Origin of the sequence: Streptomyces sp. NPDC047917, from assembly GCF_043204345.1 — a bacterium.
GTDB classification, from domain to species: Bacteria; Actinomycetota; Actinomycetes; order Streptomycetales; family Streptomycetaceae; genus Streptomyces; species Streptomyces sanglieri.
Map to the genome: position 1 here is coordinate 213,236 of NZ_JBIDCA010000001.1, position 17,275 is coordinate 230,510.

At 71.0% G+C, this 17,275-nt stretch carries 13 protein-coding genes and 1 tRNA gene; 6 read left to right on the forward strand and 8 right to left on the reverse strand.

Translation table 11 applies throughout. The features are described from left to right. The 4 genes from ACGF8B_RS00905 to ACGF8B_RS00920 all read right to left on the reverse strand — a co-directional run bounded on the left by ACGF8B_RS00905 (position 1) and on the right by ACGF8B_RS00920 (position 3,715). The gene (locus tag ACGF8B_RS00905; protein WP_392733560.1) at positions 1 to 1,050 is read right to left on the reverse strand and encodes an acyl-CoA dehydrogenase family protein; all 1,050 of its coding nucleotides are present in this window, start codon (positions 1,048 to 1,050) and stop codon (positions 1 to 3) included. Between the two features lies 1 nt (position 1,051). Next, positions 1,052 to 1,996, reverse strand: a complete 945-nt coding sequence (locus ACGF8B_RS00910; protein ID WP_392733562.1) for a bifunctional MaoC family dehydratase N-terminal/OB-fold nucleic acid binding domain-containing protein — start codon at positions 1,994 to 1,996, stop codon at positions 1,052 to 1,054. Next, positions 1,993 to 3,189, reverse strand: coding sequence for an acyl-CoA dehydrogenase family protein (locus ACGF8B_RS00915; RefSeq protein ID WP_392734431.1), 1,197 nt, complete (start codon positions 3,187 to 3,189; stop codon positions 1,993 to 1,995). The genes ACGF8B_RS00910 and ACGF8B_RS00915 overlap by 4 nt, the downstream gene beginning before the upstream one ends. A gap of 214 nt (positions 3,190 to 3,403) precedes the next feature. Further along, positions 3,404 to 3,715: a hypothetical protein gene (locus ACGF8B_RS00920; protein WP_392733564.1), complete on the reverse strand. Its 312-nt coding sequence runs from the start codon at positions 3,713 to 3,715 to the stop codon at positions 3,404 to 3,406. 336 nt (positions 3,716 to 4,051) lie between these two features. On the opposite strand from ACGF8B_RS00920, the gene ACGF8B_RS00925 reads away from it, so the two are divergent. Further along, positions 4,052 to 4,912, forward strand: a complete 861-nt coding sequence (locus tag ACGF8B_RS00925; RefSeq protein WP_392733566.1) for a bifunctional DNA primase/polymerase — start codon at positions 4,052 to 4,054, stop codon at positions 4,910 to 4,912. A gap of 36 nt (positions 4,913 to 4,948) precedes the next feature. Here the strand turns inward: ACGF8B_RS00925 and ACGF8B_RS00930 are convergent, their stop codons facing one another. The 3 genes from ACGF8B_RS00930 to ACGF8B_RS00940 all read right to left on the reverse strand — a co-directional run bounded on the left by ACGF8B_RS00930 (position 4,949) and on the right by ACGF8B_RS00940 (position 9,170). Next, on the reverse strand, positions 4,949 to 6,541 hold the full coding sequence (locus tag ACGF8B_RS00930) for an ABC transporter substrate-binding protein (protein ID WP_392733568.1): 1,593 nt from the start codon (positions 6,539 to 6,541) through the stop codon (positions 4,949 to 4,951). A 915-nt stretch (positions 6,542 to 7,456) separates the two neighbouring features. Beyond that, positions 7,457 to 7,543 (reverse strand) — tRNA-Ser (locus ACGF8B_RS00935). A 196-nt stretch (positions 7,544 to 7,739) separates the two neighbouring features. Beyond that, positions 7,740 to 9,170, reverse strand: a complete 1,431-nt coding sequence (locus tag ACGF8B_RS00940) for a S1C family serine protease (protein WP_392733570.1) — start codon at positions 9,168 to 9,170, stop codon at positions 7,740 to 7,742. A 255-nt stretch (positions 9,171 to 9,425) separates the two neighbouring features. On the opposite strand from ACGF8B_RS00940, the gene ACGF8B_RS00945 reads away from it, so the two are divergent. The 3 genes from ACGF8B_RS00945 (at position 9,426) to ACGF8B_RS00955 (ending at position 12,131) form a co-directional block, all read left to right on the forward strand. Then, positions 9,426 to 10,259, forward strand: coding sequence for a glycerophosphodiester phosphodiesterase (locus tag ACGF8B_RS00945; protein ID WP_392733572.1), 834 nt, complete (start codon positions 9,426 to 9,428; stop codon positions 10,257 to 10,259). A 53-nt stretch (positions 10,260 to 10,312) separates the two neighbouring features. Further along, positions 10,313 to 10,993 (forward strand): ATP-binding protein, encoded by a 681-nt coding sequence (locus tag ACGF8B_RS00950; protein ID WP_392733573.1) that lies wholly within the window; start codon positions 10,313 to 10,315, stop codon positions 10,991 to 10,993. 172 nt (positions 10,994 to 11,165) lie between these two features. Continuing rightward, positions 11,166 to 12,131 (forward strand): DUF5926 family protein, encoded by a 966-nt coding sequence (locus tag ACGF8B_RS00955; protein ID WP_392733576.1) that lies wholly within the window; start codon positions 11,166 to 11,168, stop codon positions 12,129 to 12,131. Between the two features lie 853 nt (positions 12,132 to 12,984). Here the strand turns inward: ACGF8B_RS00955 and ACGF8B_RS00960 are convergent. Beyond that, complete coding sequence (locus ACGF8B_RS00960; RefSeq protein ID WP_392733578.1) at positions 12,985 to 13,662, reverse strand: bifunctional DNA primase/polymerase; 678 nt, start codon at positions 13,660 to 13,662, stop codon at positions 12,985 to 12,987. 498 nt (positions 13,663 to 14,160) lie between these two features. On the opposite strand from ACGF8B_RS00960, the gene ACGF8B_RS00965 reads away from it, so the two are divergent. Together ACGF8B_RS00965 and ACGF8B_RS00970 are read left to right on the forward strand one after the other, a co-directional pair. Then, positions 14,161 to 15,687, forward strand: coding sequence for a PP2C family protein-serine/threonine phosphatase (locus ACGF8B_RS00965; protein WP_392734433.1), 1,527 nt, complete (start codon positions 14,161 to 14,163; stop codon positions 15,685 to 15,687). Between the two features lie 121 nt (positions 15,688 to 15,808). Beyond that, positions 15,809 to 17,272 (forward strand): aminopeptidase P family protein, encoded by a 1,464-nt coding sequence (locus ACGF8B_RS00970; protein ID WP_392733580.1) that lies wholly within the window; start codon positions 15,809 to 15,811, stop codon positions 17,270 to 17,272. The last annotated feature ends 3 nt before the right edge of the window (positions 17,273 to 17,275 follow it).

Sequence of the window (17,275 nt, forward strand, 5' to 3'; positions counted from 1 at the left end):
TCACTCCGTGCCCTCCTTCACCAGCGAGTCGCCGAGTTCCTGAAGCACTTCGCCGCCGCAGCCCAGATAGGCGTCGAGCTGCCGCCCCCAGAGGAAGTGGCGGTGCACCGGGTGGTCGAGGTCCGCGCCCGTGCCGCCGTGCAGATGCTGCCCGGCGTGCACCACCCGTTTCCCGGCCTCCGAGGCCCACCAGGCGGCGGTCAGTGCCTGCGGTCCGTACGGCAGTCCCGTGTCGTACCGCCAGGCCGCCTCGTACGCGGTGACCCGGATCGCCTCGGTGTCCATGTGGGCGTCGGCGGCGCGCAGCAGCACCGCCTGCTTGGTGGAGAGCGGGCGCCCGAACTGCTCCCGGGTGTTCACATGCGCGACGGCGCGGGCCAGTGAACCGGCGCACACCCCGGCCTGCAATCCGGCGAACGCCGTCCGGGCCACCGCCAGCACCGCCCCGTACGCCCCGGCGCCGCCGAGCCGCTCCCCGGCCGCCCCGTCCAGGGCGAGCCGCGCCGCCGACCAGGGCGCCGTGGTCTCCACCGGCTCGGTCAGCACACCGGGATCACCGGTCCGTACGATCCACAGCCGCGCCTCCCGGTCCGGTACGAGGACGAGCCCGGCGTCCCGCAGCCACGGCACGTACGGCACGCTGCCGCTCAGCCGCCCGGTGCCGTCGGTGTCCGTACCGTCCGCCCGTATCCCGCCGCGTGCCGGGAAGGCCCCGGTGGCGACGGCCGTGCCGTCCCGCAGCGCGGGCAGCAGCCGCTCCCGCTGTTCGTCCGTACCGTGCCGGGCCACCGCCAGCAGCCCGTACACACAGCTCGCCGCGAACGGCACCTGGGCCGTCGTGCGGCCCTGCTCCTCCAGCAGGAGCACCAGGCCGAGCAGCCCGGTCTCCTCGACGGCCGCGGTCAGCCCGGCCGCGCAGAGCTCCTTCCACAGCTCGGCGTCCGTGCCCGTGCCGGCCACGGCCAGCCGCTCCGGCGTCGACAGATCGCCGAAGATCCGCGCCGCGAGCCCCTGCGCCGCGCCCTGCTCCTCGGTGGGTGCGAAATCCATCTCAGCCCTCGCCTCCCCGGAAGACCGGAAGTTCCAGATCGGGGTCCGTACGCAGGAACTCCAGCCGCAGCGGCATTCCCGGCCGCACCTTGTCGTACGGCACCCCGATGACATTGGCGACCATCCGCACCCCCTCGGCCAGCTCGATCAGCGCCACCGCGTACGGTCCGCCCGCCCCGTCGGTGGCGAAGGCGGGGAAGGGCGGGTGGTGCATCACCACATGGCTGAAGACGGTGCCCTCGCCGCTCGCCCCGACCGTGTCCCACTCCTGGCCGCCGCACGCGTTGCAGCCGGGCAGCCAGGGGAAGCGCAGGGTGCCGCACCCGGTGCACCGCTGGATCAGCAGCCGGTGCTCGGCGACGCCCTGCCAGAACCCGGCGTTGTCCCGGTTGACCACCGGCCGCGGGCGTGTTTTCCGGCCGCCGCGGGCCGCCCGCTTCGCCGCCGGGGTGTACTTGAGGATCCGGAAGCGGTGCGTCCCGGCGGGTTCGCCGTCCGCCCGGACGTCCATGCGCGTGGTGACGAAATAGCCCGTACCGAGCTTGGTGGTCTTGCGCTGCGAGACCGATTCGATGACCGCGTCGAAGGTGATCAGGTCCCCGGGCCGCAGCGGCCGCAGGTACTCCTGCTCGCAGTCGGTCGCGACCACCGAGGTGTATCCCGCTCCGTCGAGCAGGCCGAAGAGTTCCTCGTACGCCGCGGAGCGGTCGGTGTGCCCCGACAGCCCGCCCATCGTCCACGCCTGGAGCATCGTCGGCGGAGCGATCGCGTCCGGACCTCGGTACGCGGTACCGGTGTCGCCCATCGCCTCGCACCAGTGCCTGATCATCGGCTCGTTGACCGGGTCCTTGCCGGTGCCCGCGGTCGCGGCCGGCCGGCCCTCGAACTCCTTGAGCCGCCCGTACAGCTCGTCCGGGCCCTCGGGCGCCGCCGTCCCGGCCGTCACCGCCGGGCCCGCTTCATGCCGAGCCGCATCGTCGCGACGATCTCCCGCTGCACCTCGCTCACCCCGCCCCCGAAGGTGTTGATCTGCGCCGCCCGGTTCATCCGCTCCAGCTCCCCGTCCCCGAAGGCGCCGGGCGAACCGCCCCGCACCATGCCTGCCTCGCCGGTGATCTCCTGGCACATCCGGTACACCTCGACGGCGCTCTCGGTGCCCGCGAACTTCACACCGCTCGCCTCGCCCGGGGCCGGTGAACCCGCCCCGACCTCCCCCACCAGACGCCAGTTGAGCAGGCGCGTCGCCGCGAGCCGGGCGTACGCCTCGGCCAGCCGGCCGCGCACCCACGGCTCGTCGGCCGGGCGCCCGCCCGTCACGGGGTCGGGGGTACGGGCATGGGCGAGGGCCGCCCCGTAGAAGTCCTCGGCCTGCATCCCGATCGCGGCGAGGGCCACCCGCTCGTGGTTCAGCTGGTTGGTGATGAGCCCCCAGCCGCCGTGCTCCGGACCCACCAGGTTGGTGGCGGGCACCCGGATCCCGTCGTAGTAGGTGGCCGTCGTGGTGAGCCCGCCCACCGTCTCGATCGGCGTCCAGGAGAAGCCGGGGGAGTCGGTCGGGACGAGGACGATCGAGATGCCCCGGTGCTTGGGCGCCTCGGGATCCGTACGGCAGGCGAGCCAGATCCAGTCCGCGTTCTGGGCGTTGCTGGTGAAGATCTTCTGCCCGTCGATCACCCAGTGGCCGCCGTCGGGGCCGGCGTCCCCGCGGTCCCGCACCGCCCTGGTGCGCATCGAGGCGAGATCCGTACCGGCCTCCGGCTCGCTGTAGCCGATGGCGAAGACGAGTTCTCCGCTGAGGATCCTGGGCAGGAAGTACGCCTTCTGCTCATCGGTCCCGTACTTCATCAGCGTCGGGCCGACGGTGTTGAGGGTGACCATCGAGACGGGCGCCCCCGCCCGGTACGCCTCGTCGAAGAAGACGAACTGCTCGTCGGCGCCGCGACCCTGGCCGCCGTACTCGACGGGCCAGCCCAGTCCGAGCATCCCGTCGGCGCCGATCCTGCGCAGCACCCGCCGCTGCCCGTCCGGATCCTCGGCCCCCGGGGCGGTGCCGGCGTCCCTGCCGGGCACCACCTCGCGGAAGTACGTGCGTAGTTCGGCGCGCAGCTGCTGCTGGCGTTCCGTCTGGGCGAGGTGCACGGCGGGCTGCCTCCCGGACACGGGGCTCACGGATCAGGGTTTCTGACTGTCCGTCAGATCCATATCGCTGTCAAGGTCACCGACGCCCCTCGCCCGCCTTCGCCGCACAACGCGGAACGGCCCGCGCGAAGGTGCCGGAGCACCCTCACGCGGACCGCTGCATGTCCTGCCGACCCTGGCCCGACCCCCCGACCGGCCCATGACCGGCCACGGCTCACCAGAGGTTGGTGAAGTTCACCGCGACGTTGTCGTTGTCCTGGTCGACCACGGTGAATCCGGAGCCGTTCACCTGCGCGGAGTTGCTCTGGTTCGACGCCCCGGCGCCGACGGCCTGCTGCTGGGACGTGGACGAGTTGCCGGAGTTGTTGCCGCCGACACCGCTGCCGACGACCGTCGCGACGGCCGCGTTCGATCCGTCGTTCGCGAACGAGCCGCTGTCGGCCTGGGCCATACCACCGAAGAGCGCGGCGGCGAGGGGCAGGGCGGCAACAGCGGCGAGGGCACGAGCGGTACGGATGCTTGCCATGTCAATTCCTCCAGGAACCGGAAGTACGGCTTGTTCCGAGGCAGTTGGCCGACCACCCCGGTGTTGGTCACGACGTCGCGACACCAGAGTTGCCCACCGGATCCCAGGCGAACCACCCATGCGGCCCGATTCCCCCGCAGGCGTGAGGAAGCGCCGATAAACCTTTGCGCGCCCCAAAAACCCCAGCTCACCACCGCCTGCGCCCCGCCGGGGCACCGAGGGGCGGCCGCCGGGACGCCCGGCCCCGCACCCTCCAAGAGAAGGAGCGTTTCGGCGTCCGGCCCGCCGCCGCCACGCCCCCTTCCTCTTTTCGAACACCTGAACGAAAATAGAGTCATGGCCATCACTGACCGGCAGACCGCCACCCTGGCCCTCGCCCATGCGCTCTCCGCCGCCGAGCGCGGGCTCCCCGTCATCCCGCTGACCGCCCGCAAGCTCCCCGCGCTGCCCTCCCCGCACCGGAACGACGACCGCCGGCCGCCCTGCCGGGGCGCGTGCGGCCTTCCCGGGCACGGCGTCCACGACGCCACCACGGATCCCGTGGCCGTACGGGCCCTCTTCGCCGCCGCCCCCTGGGCCACCGGCTACGGCATCGCCTGCGGCCGGCCGCCGCACCACCTCATCGGCATCGACCTGGACGTCGCCCCCGCGGGCGAGGGCGACTCCGCCGTATCGCTGCGCCGGCTGGCCCTGCACCACCTGTTCACGATCCCGCCGACCGTCACCGTCCTCACCCCGAGCGGCGGACGGCACCTCTGGCTGACCGGCCCGCCCGGCGTCCCCGTACCGAACTCCGCGAGCCGCCTCGCCCCCGGCATCGACATCCGGGGCACCGGTGGCTATCTGGTGGGCCCCGGCTCGGTCACCCGGCACGGCCGCTACCGGCTCGCCCCGGGTACCGCCGGGCTGCCTCCGGCGCCCTGCCCCCGCGCGCTGCTGCGCCTGCTCACACCCCCGGCGCGCCGCCGGCACAGCACGGAGGACCCGGACCGGGGGCGCGGGCTGGTCCGCTTCGTCCTCGCGGCACGCGAGGGCCGGCGCAACACACGGCTCTTCTGGGCGGCCTGCCGCGCCTACGAAGACGGGTACGGCGACGCCCTGGCGGACGCCCTCACCCGGGCCGCCGTCCTTACCGGCCTCACCGAACGCGAGGCCCGCGCCACCATCGCGTCCGCGGCCCGCCTGTCCGGGTGTTGACCCGCCCGATCCGGTGCCGCCCCGCCCGATCCGGCATCAGGACGCGGTGCTGAGCTCCCAGAACCGGAAGACGGTGGACGTGTCCAGACAGTTCTGCAGGCCCCGGACGTTCTCGTTGGCGACCGCGTACTGCTTCCCCTGCCAGAGCGGCAGGAGCGGCAGCTGACGCGCCACGATGTCCTGGAGCTTGATGAACGACGACCGGGTGCTCGCGCGGTCGGTCATGGACGAGGTCTGCGGGATGATCCGCTTGGTTATTTCGCCGTTCTCGTAATTGTTCGACAGAACATTCCCGTCGCCGAAGAACGGCTGGGTGAAGTTGTCGGGGTCGGGATAGTCGGGCACCCAGCCCTTGACGTAGATGCCGAACTTTCCGTCGGCGATGCCCTTTTCGTACTGGTCGAACGGGACGGACTTCATCCCGGCCTCGAACAGACCGCTCTTGTTCAGCTGATCGGCGATGGTCTGCAGTTCGTCGTCGGTGGCCGGTCCGTAACGGCTCGGCGTGGACCAGAGGGTGAGCTTCACCTTGTCGGTGATGCCGGACTCCCTCAGGGTGTCCTTCGCCTTCTGCGGCTGCGGGCTGTCGCCGTACGTGTTGAAGAAGGAGTTGCCGTGTCCGGTGACGCCGACCGGGACGATCGAGTAGAGCGGTGTCGCCGTGGACTGGTAGACCTCGCTGACCAGGGCGTAACGGTCCACGAGATAGGCGATGGCCTTGCGTACGGCGAGCTTGCCGACCACCGGGTCCTTGACGTTGAAGACCATGTGCTGGACTTCCGCGCTGCTGCCCTGGACGACGTCGAGGCCGTCCTTCTCCGCGGAGGGCGAAGTGTCGAGCGCGGCGATCGTCTTGGCGGTGAGGCCGCGATACGCGATGTCGACCTCGTCCTTCTCCAGAGCCGTCTTGAGCGCCTGCTGGTTCCCCTGGAAGAGCTTCATCGTCACGCCGGAGTTCTTCACCTCGGCGGTTCCGTGATAGCCGGAATAGACCGAGAAGACGGCTTTCGACTTGTCTATGGAATCCAGCTTGTAAGGACCGGAACCGACCGTCTTGCCGCCTTCGAGCAGACTGTCCTTGGGATAGACCTGGCGGTCCACGATGGAGCCGGCACCCGATGCGATCTTGCTCGGGAATGTCGCGTCCGGCACCTTGAGGCGGAATATGACGGTCTTGTCGTCCGGGGTCCTGATCGACGAGATGGTGGAGAGCAGCGGTGCGGGGCCCGCCGGGTCGTTGATCCTGATCGCCCGGTCGAAGGAGTACTTGACGTCCGCCGAGGTGAGGCTGTTGCCGTTGCTGAACTTCAGCCCGTCGCGCAACGTGCAGGTGTAGGTCCTGCTGCCGTCGGAGAAGCCGCACTCCTCGGCGGCCTCCGGCACCGGGATGGAACCCCCGGGCGGGAAACTCAGCAGCGACTGGAAGACGTTGTTGAACAGCAGCCAGGAGCCGGGGTCGTACCCCGCGGCCGGATCGGTCGCCAGGATGCCGTCGGACATGCCGACGACCATCGTGTCCTTGCTCTCGAAAGGCCAGATCTGGTCCTCGGAGCCGCAACCCGTCAGCACCAGCACCACCGCCACTCCCCCGGAGAGCAGGGTGGCCGACCGCCTCGTACGAACCTTCACAGAACGTGCCTCATACTCTCGGCCGGGGACGTGGGGATCTCCGGACAACCGGATCAGGTCAGGTACTACTGCGAACGTCGCGACCGTCCAGCACTGTCAGCCCGGCCGTGCGCGGTGGAACGGACCGAAAGCCTGCCTGGACATGGTGTTCACCAGGGTTCTACGTGGTGACTGGCTGCCGAATGACAGCTGATGAACGATGAAGGGCAGACCATGATCGGTCCCGTGGTGCTTTGACAATCTAGTAGTACGCAGCGCTGTGTGGTGGCACATCATGCGACAAAAATCTTCACTCTCGGCCAGTGCCCGGTACGTAATTGGCTGGTATCCACCCGTGCCGCCCGATCGTCCGCCCCCGTCACCACGACTACGCCCCTGATCAGCGAACATCCCGCGGATAAACGTCCCCCGGCCCCCACGGCCCGCGAACTCCCGCACTCCGTCCGGAACCGTCCGTGGCCGGTTTCAGACCCGTAGGTCATGTTTTGCCGAGGCTCCGGAGCCCAACTGCCCCGCGGGGAACGTCTCGCCGATGCCGGGCCGCCGTGCGGGGTACGTCTCGTCGGTGCCGGGTTGCCATGCAATGCACGCCTCGCCGGTGCGGGTTCCCGTGCAAGGCACGCCCCGCCGGTGCCGGGCCGAGGCGGGACGGGACGGTTCAGTTGGGGCCCGGGCGCGCGAGCGCTCGGCGACGGCAGCTCACGACGACGGCAGCGTTCGACGACGGCAGCGCACGGCCTCCAGGAGCCGCCTCAGAAGCGCCCCAGAAGCGCCCCATGAGCACCGCCCGGGTGTACCGACCGGACCAGAAGCACCGATGGCGACCCTGCCGGCCCGGTGGACAGCCGCACCACAGCCGGACCGGAACGGGAGAGCCTCCGACCGATGTTGCTGGTCGGAGGCTCTCAACCACTGCGGTGGGTGTGGGATTTGAACCCACGGTGACATCGCTGCCACGACGGTTTTCAAGACCGTTCCCTTAGGCCGCTCGGGCAACCCACCCCTGCTCCGGCCACCTGCGACGGAGCGCCTACAGCGTACCGGCTCATTGATTCCGGGTGTACGTGCCTCAGCAGGTACCGGCGTCGGGTACCTGCTGAGGCACGTACCGGCGTCCGGTACCTGCTGCCGGGGCCGGCGGCCGACGGACGGCCGTACCGCCGTACCGGAGGGTGGTACGGCGCAGGGCCGCCCCCGGTCAGCTGTCGCCGTTGCGCTCGCCGAGGGTGACCTCGGCCGTGTCCGTCCTGCCGTCGCGCGTGTAGGTCAGCGTCACCCGGTCGCCGGGCTTGTGGGTCCAGATCTCGCCGATCAGGGTCGGGCCGCTGTCGATCGCGGTGTCGTTGAACTTCGTGATGACATCGCCCGCCTTGAGGCCGGCCCGGTCCGCGGGGCCGTCCTTCGACACAGCCTCCGTACCGCCCACCCCCTGGTCGGAGATGACCGCGCCGCCGGTCTTCTCGTCCATGGCGACCGTGGCACCGATCACCGGGTAGACCGGCTTGCCGGTCTTGATCAGCTGCTGGGCGACGTTCGTCGCCTGGTTGATCGGGATCGCGAAGCCGAGGCCGATGGAGCCCGCCTGGGTCTGACCGACGCTGCTGCCGGTCGACTGGATCGCGGAGTTGATGCCGATGACCGCACCGCGCGCATCGAGCAGCGGGCCGCCGGAGTTGCCCGGGTTGATCGAGGCGTCGGTCTGCAGGGCGCTCATGTACGAGTTGCTGCCGCTGGAGCCGTCACCGGAGGCGACCGGGCGGTTCTTCGCGCTGATGATGCCCGTGGTGACCGTGTTGGACAGGCCGAACGGGGCGCCGATCGCGATCGTGGAATCGCCGACCGCGACCTGGTCCGAGTTGCCGAGGGACAGCGGGGTGAGCCCCGACGGCGGGTTCTTCAGCTTCAGCACGGCGACGTCGTAGCCCTTCGCCCGGCCGACCACCTCGGCGCCGTACTTCTTGCCGTCGGAGAACGTCGCCGTGAGCTGACCGCTGTCCGCCGCGGAGGCCACCACGTGGTTGTTGGTGAGGATGTGGCCTTCCTTGTCGTACACGAAGCCGGTGCCCGTGCCGCCCTCGCCGTCGCCGCCCTGCGCGTCGATGGTGACCACGCTGGGCAGCGCCTTGGACGCCACGCCCGCGACCGTACCCGGGTCGCGCTTGAGGTCCTGCGGGTTGGCCGACGCCGAGACCGTGGTCGAGCCGGAGCCGTTGCGGTCGGCCGCCCAGTAGCCGATGCCGCCGCCGATGCCACCGGCGATCAGCGCCGCGGCCGCCACCGCCGCCACGAGGCCGCCCATGCCGCGTCTGCGCGGGGCTTCGGGGGCGTACGGCTGAGGCGCGCCCCAGGCCGGGCCGCCGGCGCCCGCACCGTGGGAGGCGTACGCGGGCACGGCGGGCGGGGGCGGGGGCGGCCAATTGGCATCGGCGGCCGACTGCGGTGCGTGGGGGTTGGGGGGAGGCGTGTGCGGCTCGTGGGGAGGCGCGGCGGGCTGTCCGGCCACGGGGGCGGACCCGGGCGCGCTCCCGGGCGACCCCTGAGGAGCGTCGGCCGGCACTGGAGGTGCGGACGGAACGGACGGAACGGCCTCGGCCGCAGTGCCCTCGTTGCCCTCGTTCTCTGTGCTCACAGCTCTTTACTCCTCGGTTCCACATCAATTTCGGCAAGAGATCCGCTGTGTACGTGTCCCGTAACAGCTTTTCCCAAGGCACGTCAGGCCACTGTAAGCAGGACCTGTGCATCCGCACACCAATCTTTACATCGGTCAAAACGGTCCCCCCGTGCAAGACGCACCGCAGGGTGCGCCGCGGCCGCGCCCCCGGGGTACGCGCTTCCGTCGCGCAACGTGCGCACAGCGGTCGCCCGACGGTGACACGATGACGCGGTGACCCACGCACGACAGCAGCCCACGGACCGCCCCATCCAGGTCGTCGCTCACCGGGGCGCGTCCGACGACGCGCCCGAGCACACCCTCGCCGCGTACCGGAAGGCGATCGAGGACGGTGCCGACGCCCTGGAGTGCGACGTACGGCTCACCGCCGACGGTCACCTCGTATGCGTGCACGACCGCCGGGTGAACCGCACCTCCAACGGCCGCGGCGCCGTCTCGGCCCTGGAGCTCGCCGAGCTCGCGGCCCTCGATTTCGGCTCCTGGAAGGACCGCGAGGAGTCGGAGTCCCCGGACTGGGACCCGGTGCCGGGTGAACTCACCTCCGTGCTGACCCTGGAGCGGCTGCTCGAACTCGTCGTCGAGACCCGGGCCGCCGGGCGCCCGCTCCACCTGGCCGTCGAGACCAAGCACCCCACCCGCTGGGCGGGCCAGGTCGAGGAGCGGCTGTTGCAGCTGCTGAAGCACTTCGAGCTCGACACGCCCCCGGTCGACGGCCCGTCGCCGGTACGCGTCATGAGCTTCTCGGCCCGCTCGCTGTACCGCGTCCAGGCCGCGGCCCCCACGCTGCCCACCGTGTATCTGATGCAGTTCCTCTCGCCGCGGCTGCGCGACGGGCGGCTGCCCGCCGGGGCGCGCATCGCCGGGCCGGGGATGCGGATCGTACGCAATCACCCCGGCTACATCGAGCGACTGCACCGCGCGGGGCACCGCGTGCACGTCTGGACGGTGAACGAGCCGGAGGACGTCGAACGCTGCGTCGATCTCGGCATCGAGGCGATCATCACGAACCGCCCGAAGCAGGTTCTGGCACAACTCGGACGTTCCTAGCACCAGTCACACGGAGTGCACCGGCGCATTCGAACCGTATTCGATCGTTACGAGTGCGTCACTGGCAGTCCATTGGCCGGTTTCCGGTCCAGTCCAGGGGGGCATCCACTCCGTGGCGTGGGGCAAAGGAGGTCTCGGGGGTGGCGTTGGTGGTGGCACAGGAAGTGCCCACGTCGTCGAGCATGGCCGTACCCCATGGCCCTGCGGGCGTGGGCCAGGCGCGGCACCGGATGCGCGAGCAGTTGCGCAGTCACGGGGTGTCGGATTCGGTCGTCGACGATGCAGTACTGATTCTTTCCGAACTGCTCAGCAATGCCTGCCGGCACGGCAGGCCACTGGGCCGGCACACGGATGTGGGTGACGGCGACGTCCGCGCCGCATGGCGCGTCGACAGAAAGGGCGGGCTGACCGTCGAAGTGACGGACGGCGGCGGTCCGACGCGTCCGATTCCGGCCACTCCGTCGGTCACGGCGCGTGGCGGCCGCGGGCTCAACATCATCAGCGCGCTGGCCGACGAGTGGGGCGTACGCGACAGCTCGTCCGGTGAAGTGACCGTCTGGGTCCTGGTCAACGAGGGACACGGGCAGCGGCCCGGGGGGCCGGTGACGTCCGGGCCAGGCATCTCGGGGCGGAACATCTCGGGGCCTGCCGTTTCAGGGGCCACCGTTTCGGGAGCCGCCGTTTCGGGGCTCGACGCGCTGGAATTCGCGGACGCCTTCGACGACGTGGGCTGACGTTCCGCCACTCGCTCCGTCACTCGCTCCGCCGCCTCCTCCGTCATCCGCTCCGGCGCTGATGCCGGCGCCGGCGGACCCATGGGCGCGCGGGCGCGTGTGTCCCGGACGCGACAGGGACGGCTAGGCTCGCGGCCCAGACCGCACTGTCGCAATCGGGAGAAAGCCCACCATGGCCAAGAAGCGCCCTCAGACCAAGGCCGGGAAGCAGCAACTCAAGGACGGCGAGATCCCGGTGGTCGGGGCTCGCGAGCCCTGCCCGTGCGGTTCGGGCCGCCGCTACAAGGCGTGTCACGGCCGCGCCGCCGCCCAGGCCGTGACCGAGCTCGTCCACCGCCCGTTCGAGGGGCTGGCCGGCGAGTGCGACTGGGTCGCGCTGCGCGAACTGGTGCCCGCCGCCACGGTGGCGCTGGCGCTGAAGGACGGGCTGCCCGAGGGCGTGCCCTCGGTGACGCTCGCGACCGTCCTGCCGATGGCCTGGCCGGCGCTCCGTCGCGACGACGGCTCGGTGCTGCTCGCCCTGCAGAACGACACCCCGTCCGGCGACCTCAGCCGTGACCTCGCGGACACCCTGCTGCGGGCACTGACCGCCGAGCCCGGTTCGCCCGTGGCCGCGCAGCGCGTGCCGGCCGACGGTCCGCGGCTGCAGGACGTGCTCGACCCGGCCGCGGCGTTCGAGCCCGCCGTCCACTCCGGCTTCGAGTTCTGGGTTCCGGACGCGGAGAACGCCGCGCCCGAGGTGTCCGCCTCCCTGGAGCGCGCGAACGGGGCGGCGATCCCGACGACGCGGCTCGCCGGTGTGGACGCCGCCTACTGGTGCGAGACCCCGGAGAAGAACCACCTCCGCTGGATCATGCCGCACGCCGAGGAGCAGCTGCTCGACGCGCTCGCCCGGCTGCACGCCGCCGGCGCCTCCTCGCTGGGCGAGGGCACCAGGCTGGTCGGCTCCTTCCGGGCGCACGGGCTGATGGTCCCGGTCTGGGACCTGCCGAGCGCGATGGGGGCCGAGGAGTGCGAGAAGCCCGCGGCGGAGTTCGCGGAGCGGCTGACCGAGGCACTCGCCTCGGACGCACCGCTCACCGCGGAAGAGCGACGGGCGCGCGGTGGACTCACCAACCGCCAGGTGACTCTCAGCTGACGGTGACGAGCCCCGGGCCCGACCGGCCCGGTAGGTGACTCGCGTCACAACTCCCCGTACTGACAGGTAAATCCCTGTCCGAATACGCGAGATCGAATTTGCGAACGGCAGATCTCTTGTTACCGTTCTAGAAGCCCGGTCGCTGGTGCATCCCCCGTCGCCAGCGATCGGGCATCCTCATTTCCGGGTACGGCGCACAGCGCGCACCGCGGCGCACGAGCCCGCGCAGAAACCCCTCGTCGATACGCCCCGGCTCATCGAGCACACGGTTCACGCCCCGCGCCTGCGGCCGCTCCCACGCCGACGCACCCCCACGCCCCGCCTTGCCGGCCACGGGTCTGCGCACGTACGGACCGGCGGCACGGGAGGGACGAGCCCCCGCGAGGACCGATCGGTCTCGGACAGATGCCGGGCACCGGCGCCGAATACCGGAGACGGATACCGGCGGTGGATTCCAGGGGCGGACGATCTCCACAAATACCACTGTCACCTCCGGTCACACCAGAAACACTCGAATGAATATTCGAGCTTTCCGGTCCGGGGCGTTCCGGAAAGGCCATCAGAAAGCCTTCCGCCGTCGGTCTTTGCGACGGCGGGCCCCGCGGACTTTGCAATTGCGTGGCATAGACCTGGCCGGCCGCATACATCACCAGGAATCCGGCCACCCGGATATCGCCGGGCCTCATCCGTCGGCTTCACATGAGTATCTGACGGCCCGCCGGATATCCGGACGGAAAGCCGGGGCCGACGCGACTCACCCCGACGCCCCGGCACCCCGACGCCCTGGCAGCTCGGCACCCCGACGCCTCGGCGCCCGATACCCCGGCACCTCGATGCCCGGCGCCCCGCCCCGTCAGTACGCGAGCCGGCTGCCGCCGTCCGGGGCGCCGCTGCTCGCCTCGACCAGCGCGTCCAGCACCGTCCCCACGTCCGGCAGCCACGGCTCGTCCGATGCCGGGGCCCGCTCCCAGCGCACCTGCCCCGCCCCCACCTCGGACGGCGGGACGACGAGGTAGCCGCCCTCGCCGTGGAAACGCAGCGAGCTGGGCACCCAGTCCTGGGCGTGCAGCAGCTCACCGAGCCGTTCCAGGCTGTACGGGGCGACCATCAGCGACCACCGCGTCGGCGTCGCCACCACGGGCCCCAGCCGCACCCCCATCCGGTCCAGCTCGACCAGCGCCCGGGCGGCGGCCACGGCCGGCAGGCTCAGCGCGCACGGGGCACGTCCGCCGGTGGCCAGGAGGATCGGGGCGGTGGGCCGGTTGGTCCACCACCAGCGCACCATGCGCTCGTCGGTGGTCGCCGCGAGGAGACCGGGGTCGAAGGGGTGTGCGCCGGGCACGGCGCACTCGGGATCGGGACAGGCGCAGCCGCGGCCACGGTCACCGCGACCGCCGGCCGCCTCCAGTCCCACTCCGGGGAGCACGGGCCACCGCCATGCCGTGGCACAGGTCAGGGCCGCGTCGAGCCGGGCAGGCCTTCCCCTGCGCCGGAGCCGGAGCCTGCGTCGCCTTCCGAGGATCTCGCGCATGAGCGCTCGTTCCTTTCCGTTGAACGCCGAGGGTCCACATCACACCACGTGTGAGTTGCCGTACGTGTACATCACTTCACTGTGCGTACATGCTCTTCAAATCTGCGGTACGGGTGGGACGTCGGTACCGAGCATGGCCGAGCCGAGTCGAGCAGGTGCGAGACGGGTCCGGACGGATCGGTCCGGACAAGCGCGGCGAGGAACGGCGCGCACATCGCGCCTGCCGTGCCGAGGTGCAAACCCCGCCACTCGGGGGTGGGGGCGTGGCCGTCACTGGAGAGGACGTCCGGGCCCGCTGCCGGGTTCCGGGGCGGTCAGAACTGCCCCTGGCCTTCATCGATTACGTACCCAGCATGCCCGAAATGACGCTCCCTCCGGGACTTCACCCCGAGAACACCCCCTGTTCGAGCACGCCCAGTCGACCGCAAATAGTTGCCTTCGGGTGCATTTTTTGGCCAACTTTACAGCCGTCCGGACACCATAAATCCCGTGGGGACAATGCTGGACATCGCCTCACTTGTGCGTGTACATGTGGTGCTACGTGTACATGCGGATGCACTGATAGCGGCGCAGAATGACATGGGGGTTTGCGATGCTATTCGACAGAAAGCACTGGTCGGAAAGCCGGAATCCATGAGCGCCCCACACCTGCCGAAAGTGGCTGGAATCGATCCCACAGTTCCGGTTTCAACGCACACTGCCGGGCCTCTGTCCGAAGCGACCTCCGCACCCGGAGCCTTCATCCAGGACCGGCTCGCCGGCTGGATCTCCGACCTCACCACGCTGCACGAACTCACCGAGCGGCTGGCCGGAACCGGCACGCTCGACGACGCCCTCCACGAACTGCTGGACGCCGGAGCCGCCCTGGTCGGCGCCCGCCGCGGCCTGGTCGTCTTCGAACCGTCCGACCGCCGCGGCCCCGTGAGCACCATCGGCCTCGGCCTCGCCCACGCCGAGCTCGGACAGATCGAGACCGTTCCGCGCACCGCCACCTCCTACGGCCGGATCCTGGAAGGGCTCCCGGACGCCGAGGACACGCTGACCACCCCCGATCTGCTGGGCGACCCCGGCCTGGACGCCCGCCGCCGCGACGTCGCCGCGCGGCTCGGATACGCCGCCAGTTACGCCGTACCGATCACCGCCGGGGCGACCGGCAGGCTCGGTGCCGCCGTCTGGCTGTACGACGAACCCGCCGAACCCCTGGAACGCCGGCGCCATCTCGTCGGCCTCTACGCCGGATACGCCGGCGAGCACCTGGCCCGGCTGCTGGAACTGGAGCGGGCCAGGGCCGATGTCGCCACCCTCACGGAGGAGCTGCTGCCCAGCCGGCTGCCCCGGGTCCCCGGCGTGCAGCTGGCCGCCCGCCATCGCAGGGCGGCGCGGGGCGGCGGCGACTGGTACGACGCGCTCGCCCTGCCCGAGGGGGCGCTCGGTCTCGCCGTGGGCTCGGTGAGCGGCTCCGGGCCGAGCGCGCTGGCCGCCATGGGGCGGCTGCGGTCCGGTCTGCGGGCGTACGCGGTGATGGAGGGCGAGGATCCCGTCGCCGTGCTCTCCGATCTGGAGCTGCTGCTGCGGCTGACCGAACCGGCCCGTACCGCGACCGCGCTGTTCGCCTACTGCGAGCCGACCGAGCGCAAGATCCTGCTGGCCGGCGCGGGCCACGCCCCACCGCTCGTGATCAGTGACCGGCGCACCGAATTCGTCGAGACCTCGGTCTCCGCGCCGCTGGGCATGCTCGCCTGCTGGGAGGCGCCCAGCGTGCAGATCACCCCGGCGCCCGGCGAGACCGTGCTGTTCTACACCGACGGGCTGCTGCGCCGCACCGGCGACTCGACGGACCGGGCGTTCGCGCGGCTCCACTCGGCCGCCGCGTCCGTACCCAAGGCGATGCGCCACGACGCCTCAGCCGTCGCCGACCATGTGCTGCACACCGTGCTGCCGGACGGGCCCGACCGGAGCGGCGGCGCTCGCGACCGGAACGGCGGCTCCGAGGACGTGGTCGTACTGGCCGCGCGGTTCGACTGAGCGCCACCGGGTCCCGCTCCCCGCACGCTCCAGCCGTGTAACAGGTCTTCCGGCCCTGTGCCCCCTTCCGTACGCCCGTACGATGGTCGGGGTCCAGTGTCGTATCAAGGAGAGACAAATCGTGGCTGAGGAGCTCACCCCGGAGAACCCGGAGACCGAGGAAGAAGAGACGGTCAAGCAGCGGAAGAACGGCCTGTACCCGGGCGTCTCCGATGAACTCGCCGCGAACATGAAGTCCGGTTGGGCCGATACCGAGCTGCACGGCCTCGAACCGATCGCCCAGGCCGCACACACGGCCGCCCGCCGCGCCGCGCTCTCCGCGCGTTTCCCCGGTGAGCGACTGGTCATTCCCGCGGGCAACCTGAAGACCCGCTCCAATGACACCGAGTACGCCTTCCGCGCCTCCACCGAGTACGCGTACCTCACCGGTGACCAGACCCAGGACGGCGTCCTCGTCCTGGAGCCGACCGAGAACGGTCACGAGGCGACCGTCCACCTGCTGCCGCGCTCCAACCGCGAGAACGGTGAGTTCTGGCTCGACGGCCAGGGCGAGCTGTGGGTCGGCCGCCGCCACTCCCTCGCCGAGGCCGAGCAGCTGCTGGGCATCCCCGCGAAGGACGTGCGCGAGCTCCCCGCCGCGCTGACCGAGGCCACCGGCCCGGTCCGCAACGTCCGCGGTCACGACGCCGGCATCGAGGCCGCGCTGACCGACAAGGTCACCGCGGAGCGCGACGAGGAACTGCGCGTCCACCTGTCCGAGGCCCGGCTGGTCAAGGACGCCTTCGAGATCTCCGAGCTGGAGAAGGCCTGCGACGCCACCGCGCGCGGCTTCGAGGACGTCGTCAAGGTCCTCGACCGGGCCGAGGCGACCAGCGAGCGCTACATCGAGGGCACCTTCTTCCTGCGTGCCCGCATCGAGGGCAACGACATCGGCTACGGCTCGATCTGCGCGGCCGGCCCGCACGCCACCACCCTGCACTGGGTGCGCAACGACGGACCGGTGCGCTCCGGCGAGCTGCTGCTGCTCGACGCCGGCGTGGAGACCGACGACCTCTACACCGCCGATGTGACCCGCACCCTTCCGATCAACGGCACGTTCACGCCGCTGCAGCGGAAGATCTACGACGCGGTGTACGAGGCGCAGGAGGCGGGCATCGCCGCCGTCAAGCCCGGCGCCGGCTTCCGCGACTTCCACGACGCCGCGCAGCGGGTGCTCACCGAGAAGCTCGTCGAGTGGGGCCTGCTGGGCGACCTGACCGTGGACGAGGTCCTGGAGCTGGGCCTCCAGCGCCGCTGGACGCTGCACGGCACCGGCCACATGCTCGGCATGGACGTCCACGACTGCGCCGCCGCGCGCACCGAGGCGTACGTCAACGGCACGCTGGAGCCGGGCGTCTGCCTCACGGTCGAGCCCGGTCTGTACTTCCAGACCGACGATCTGACCGTGCCGGAGGAGTATCGGGGCATCGGCGTCCGGATCGAGGACGACATCCTCGTGACCGAGGACGGCAACCGGAACCTCTCCGACAAGCTGCCGCGCCGGTCCGACGAGGTCGAGGCGTGGATGGCCCGGCTCAAGGGCTGATCA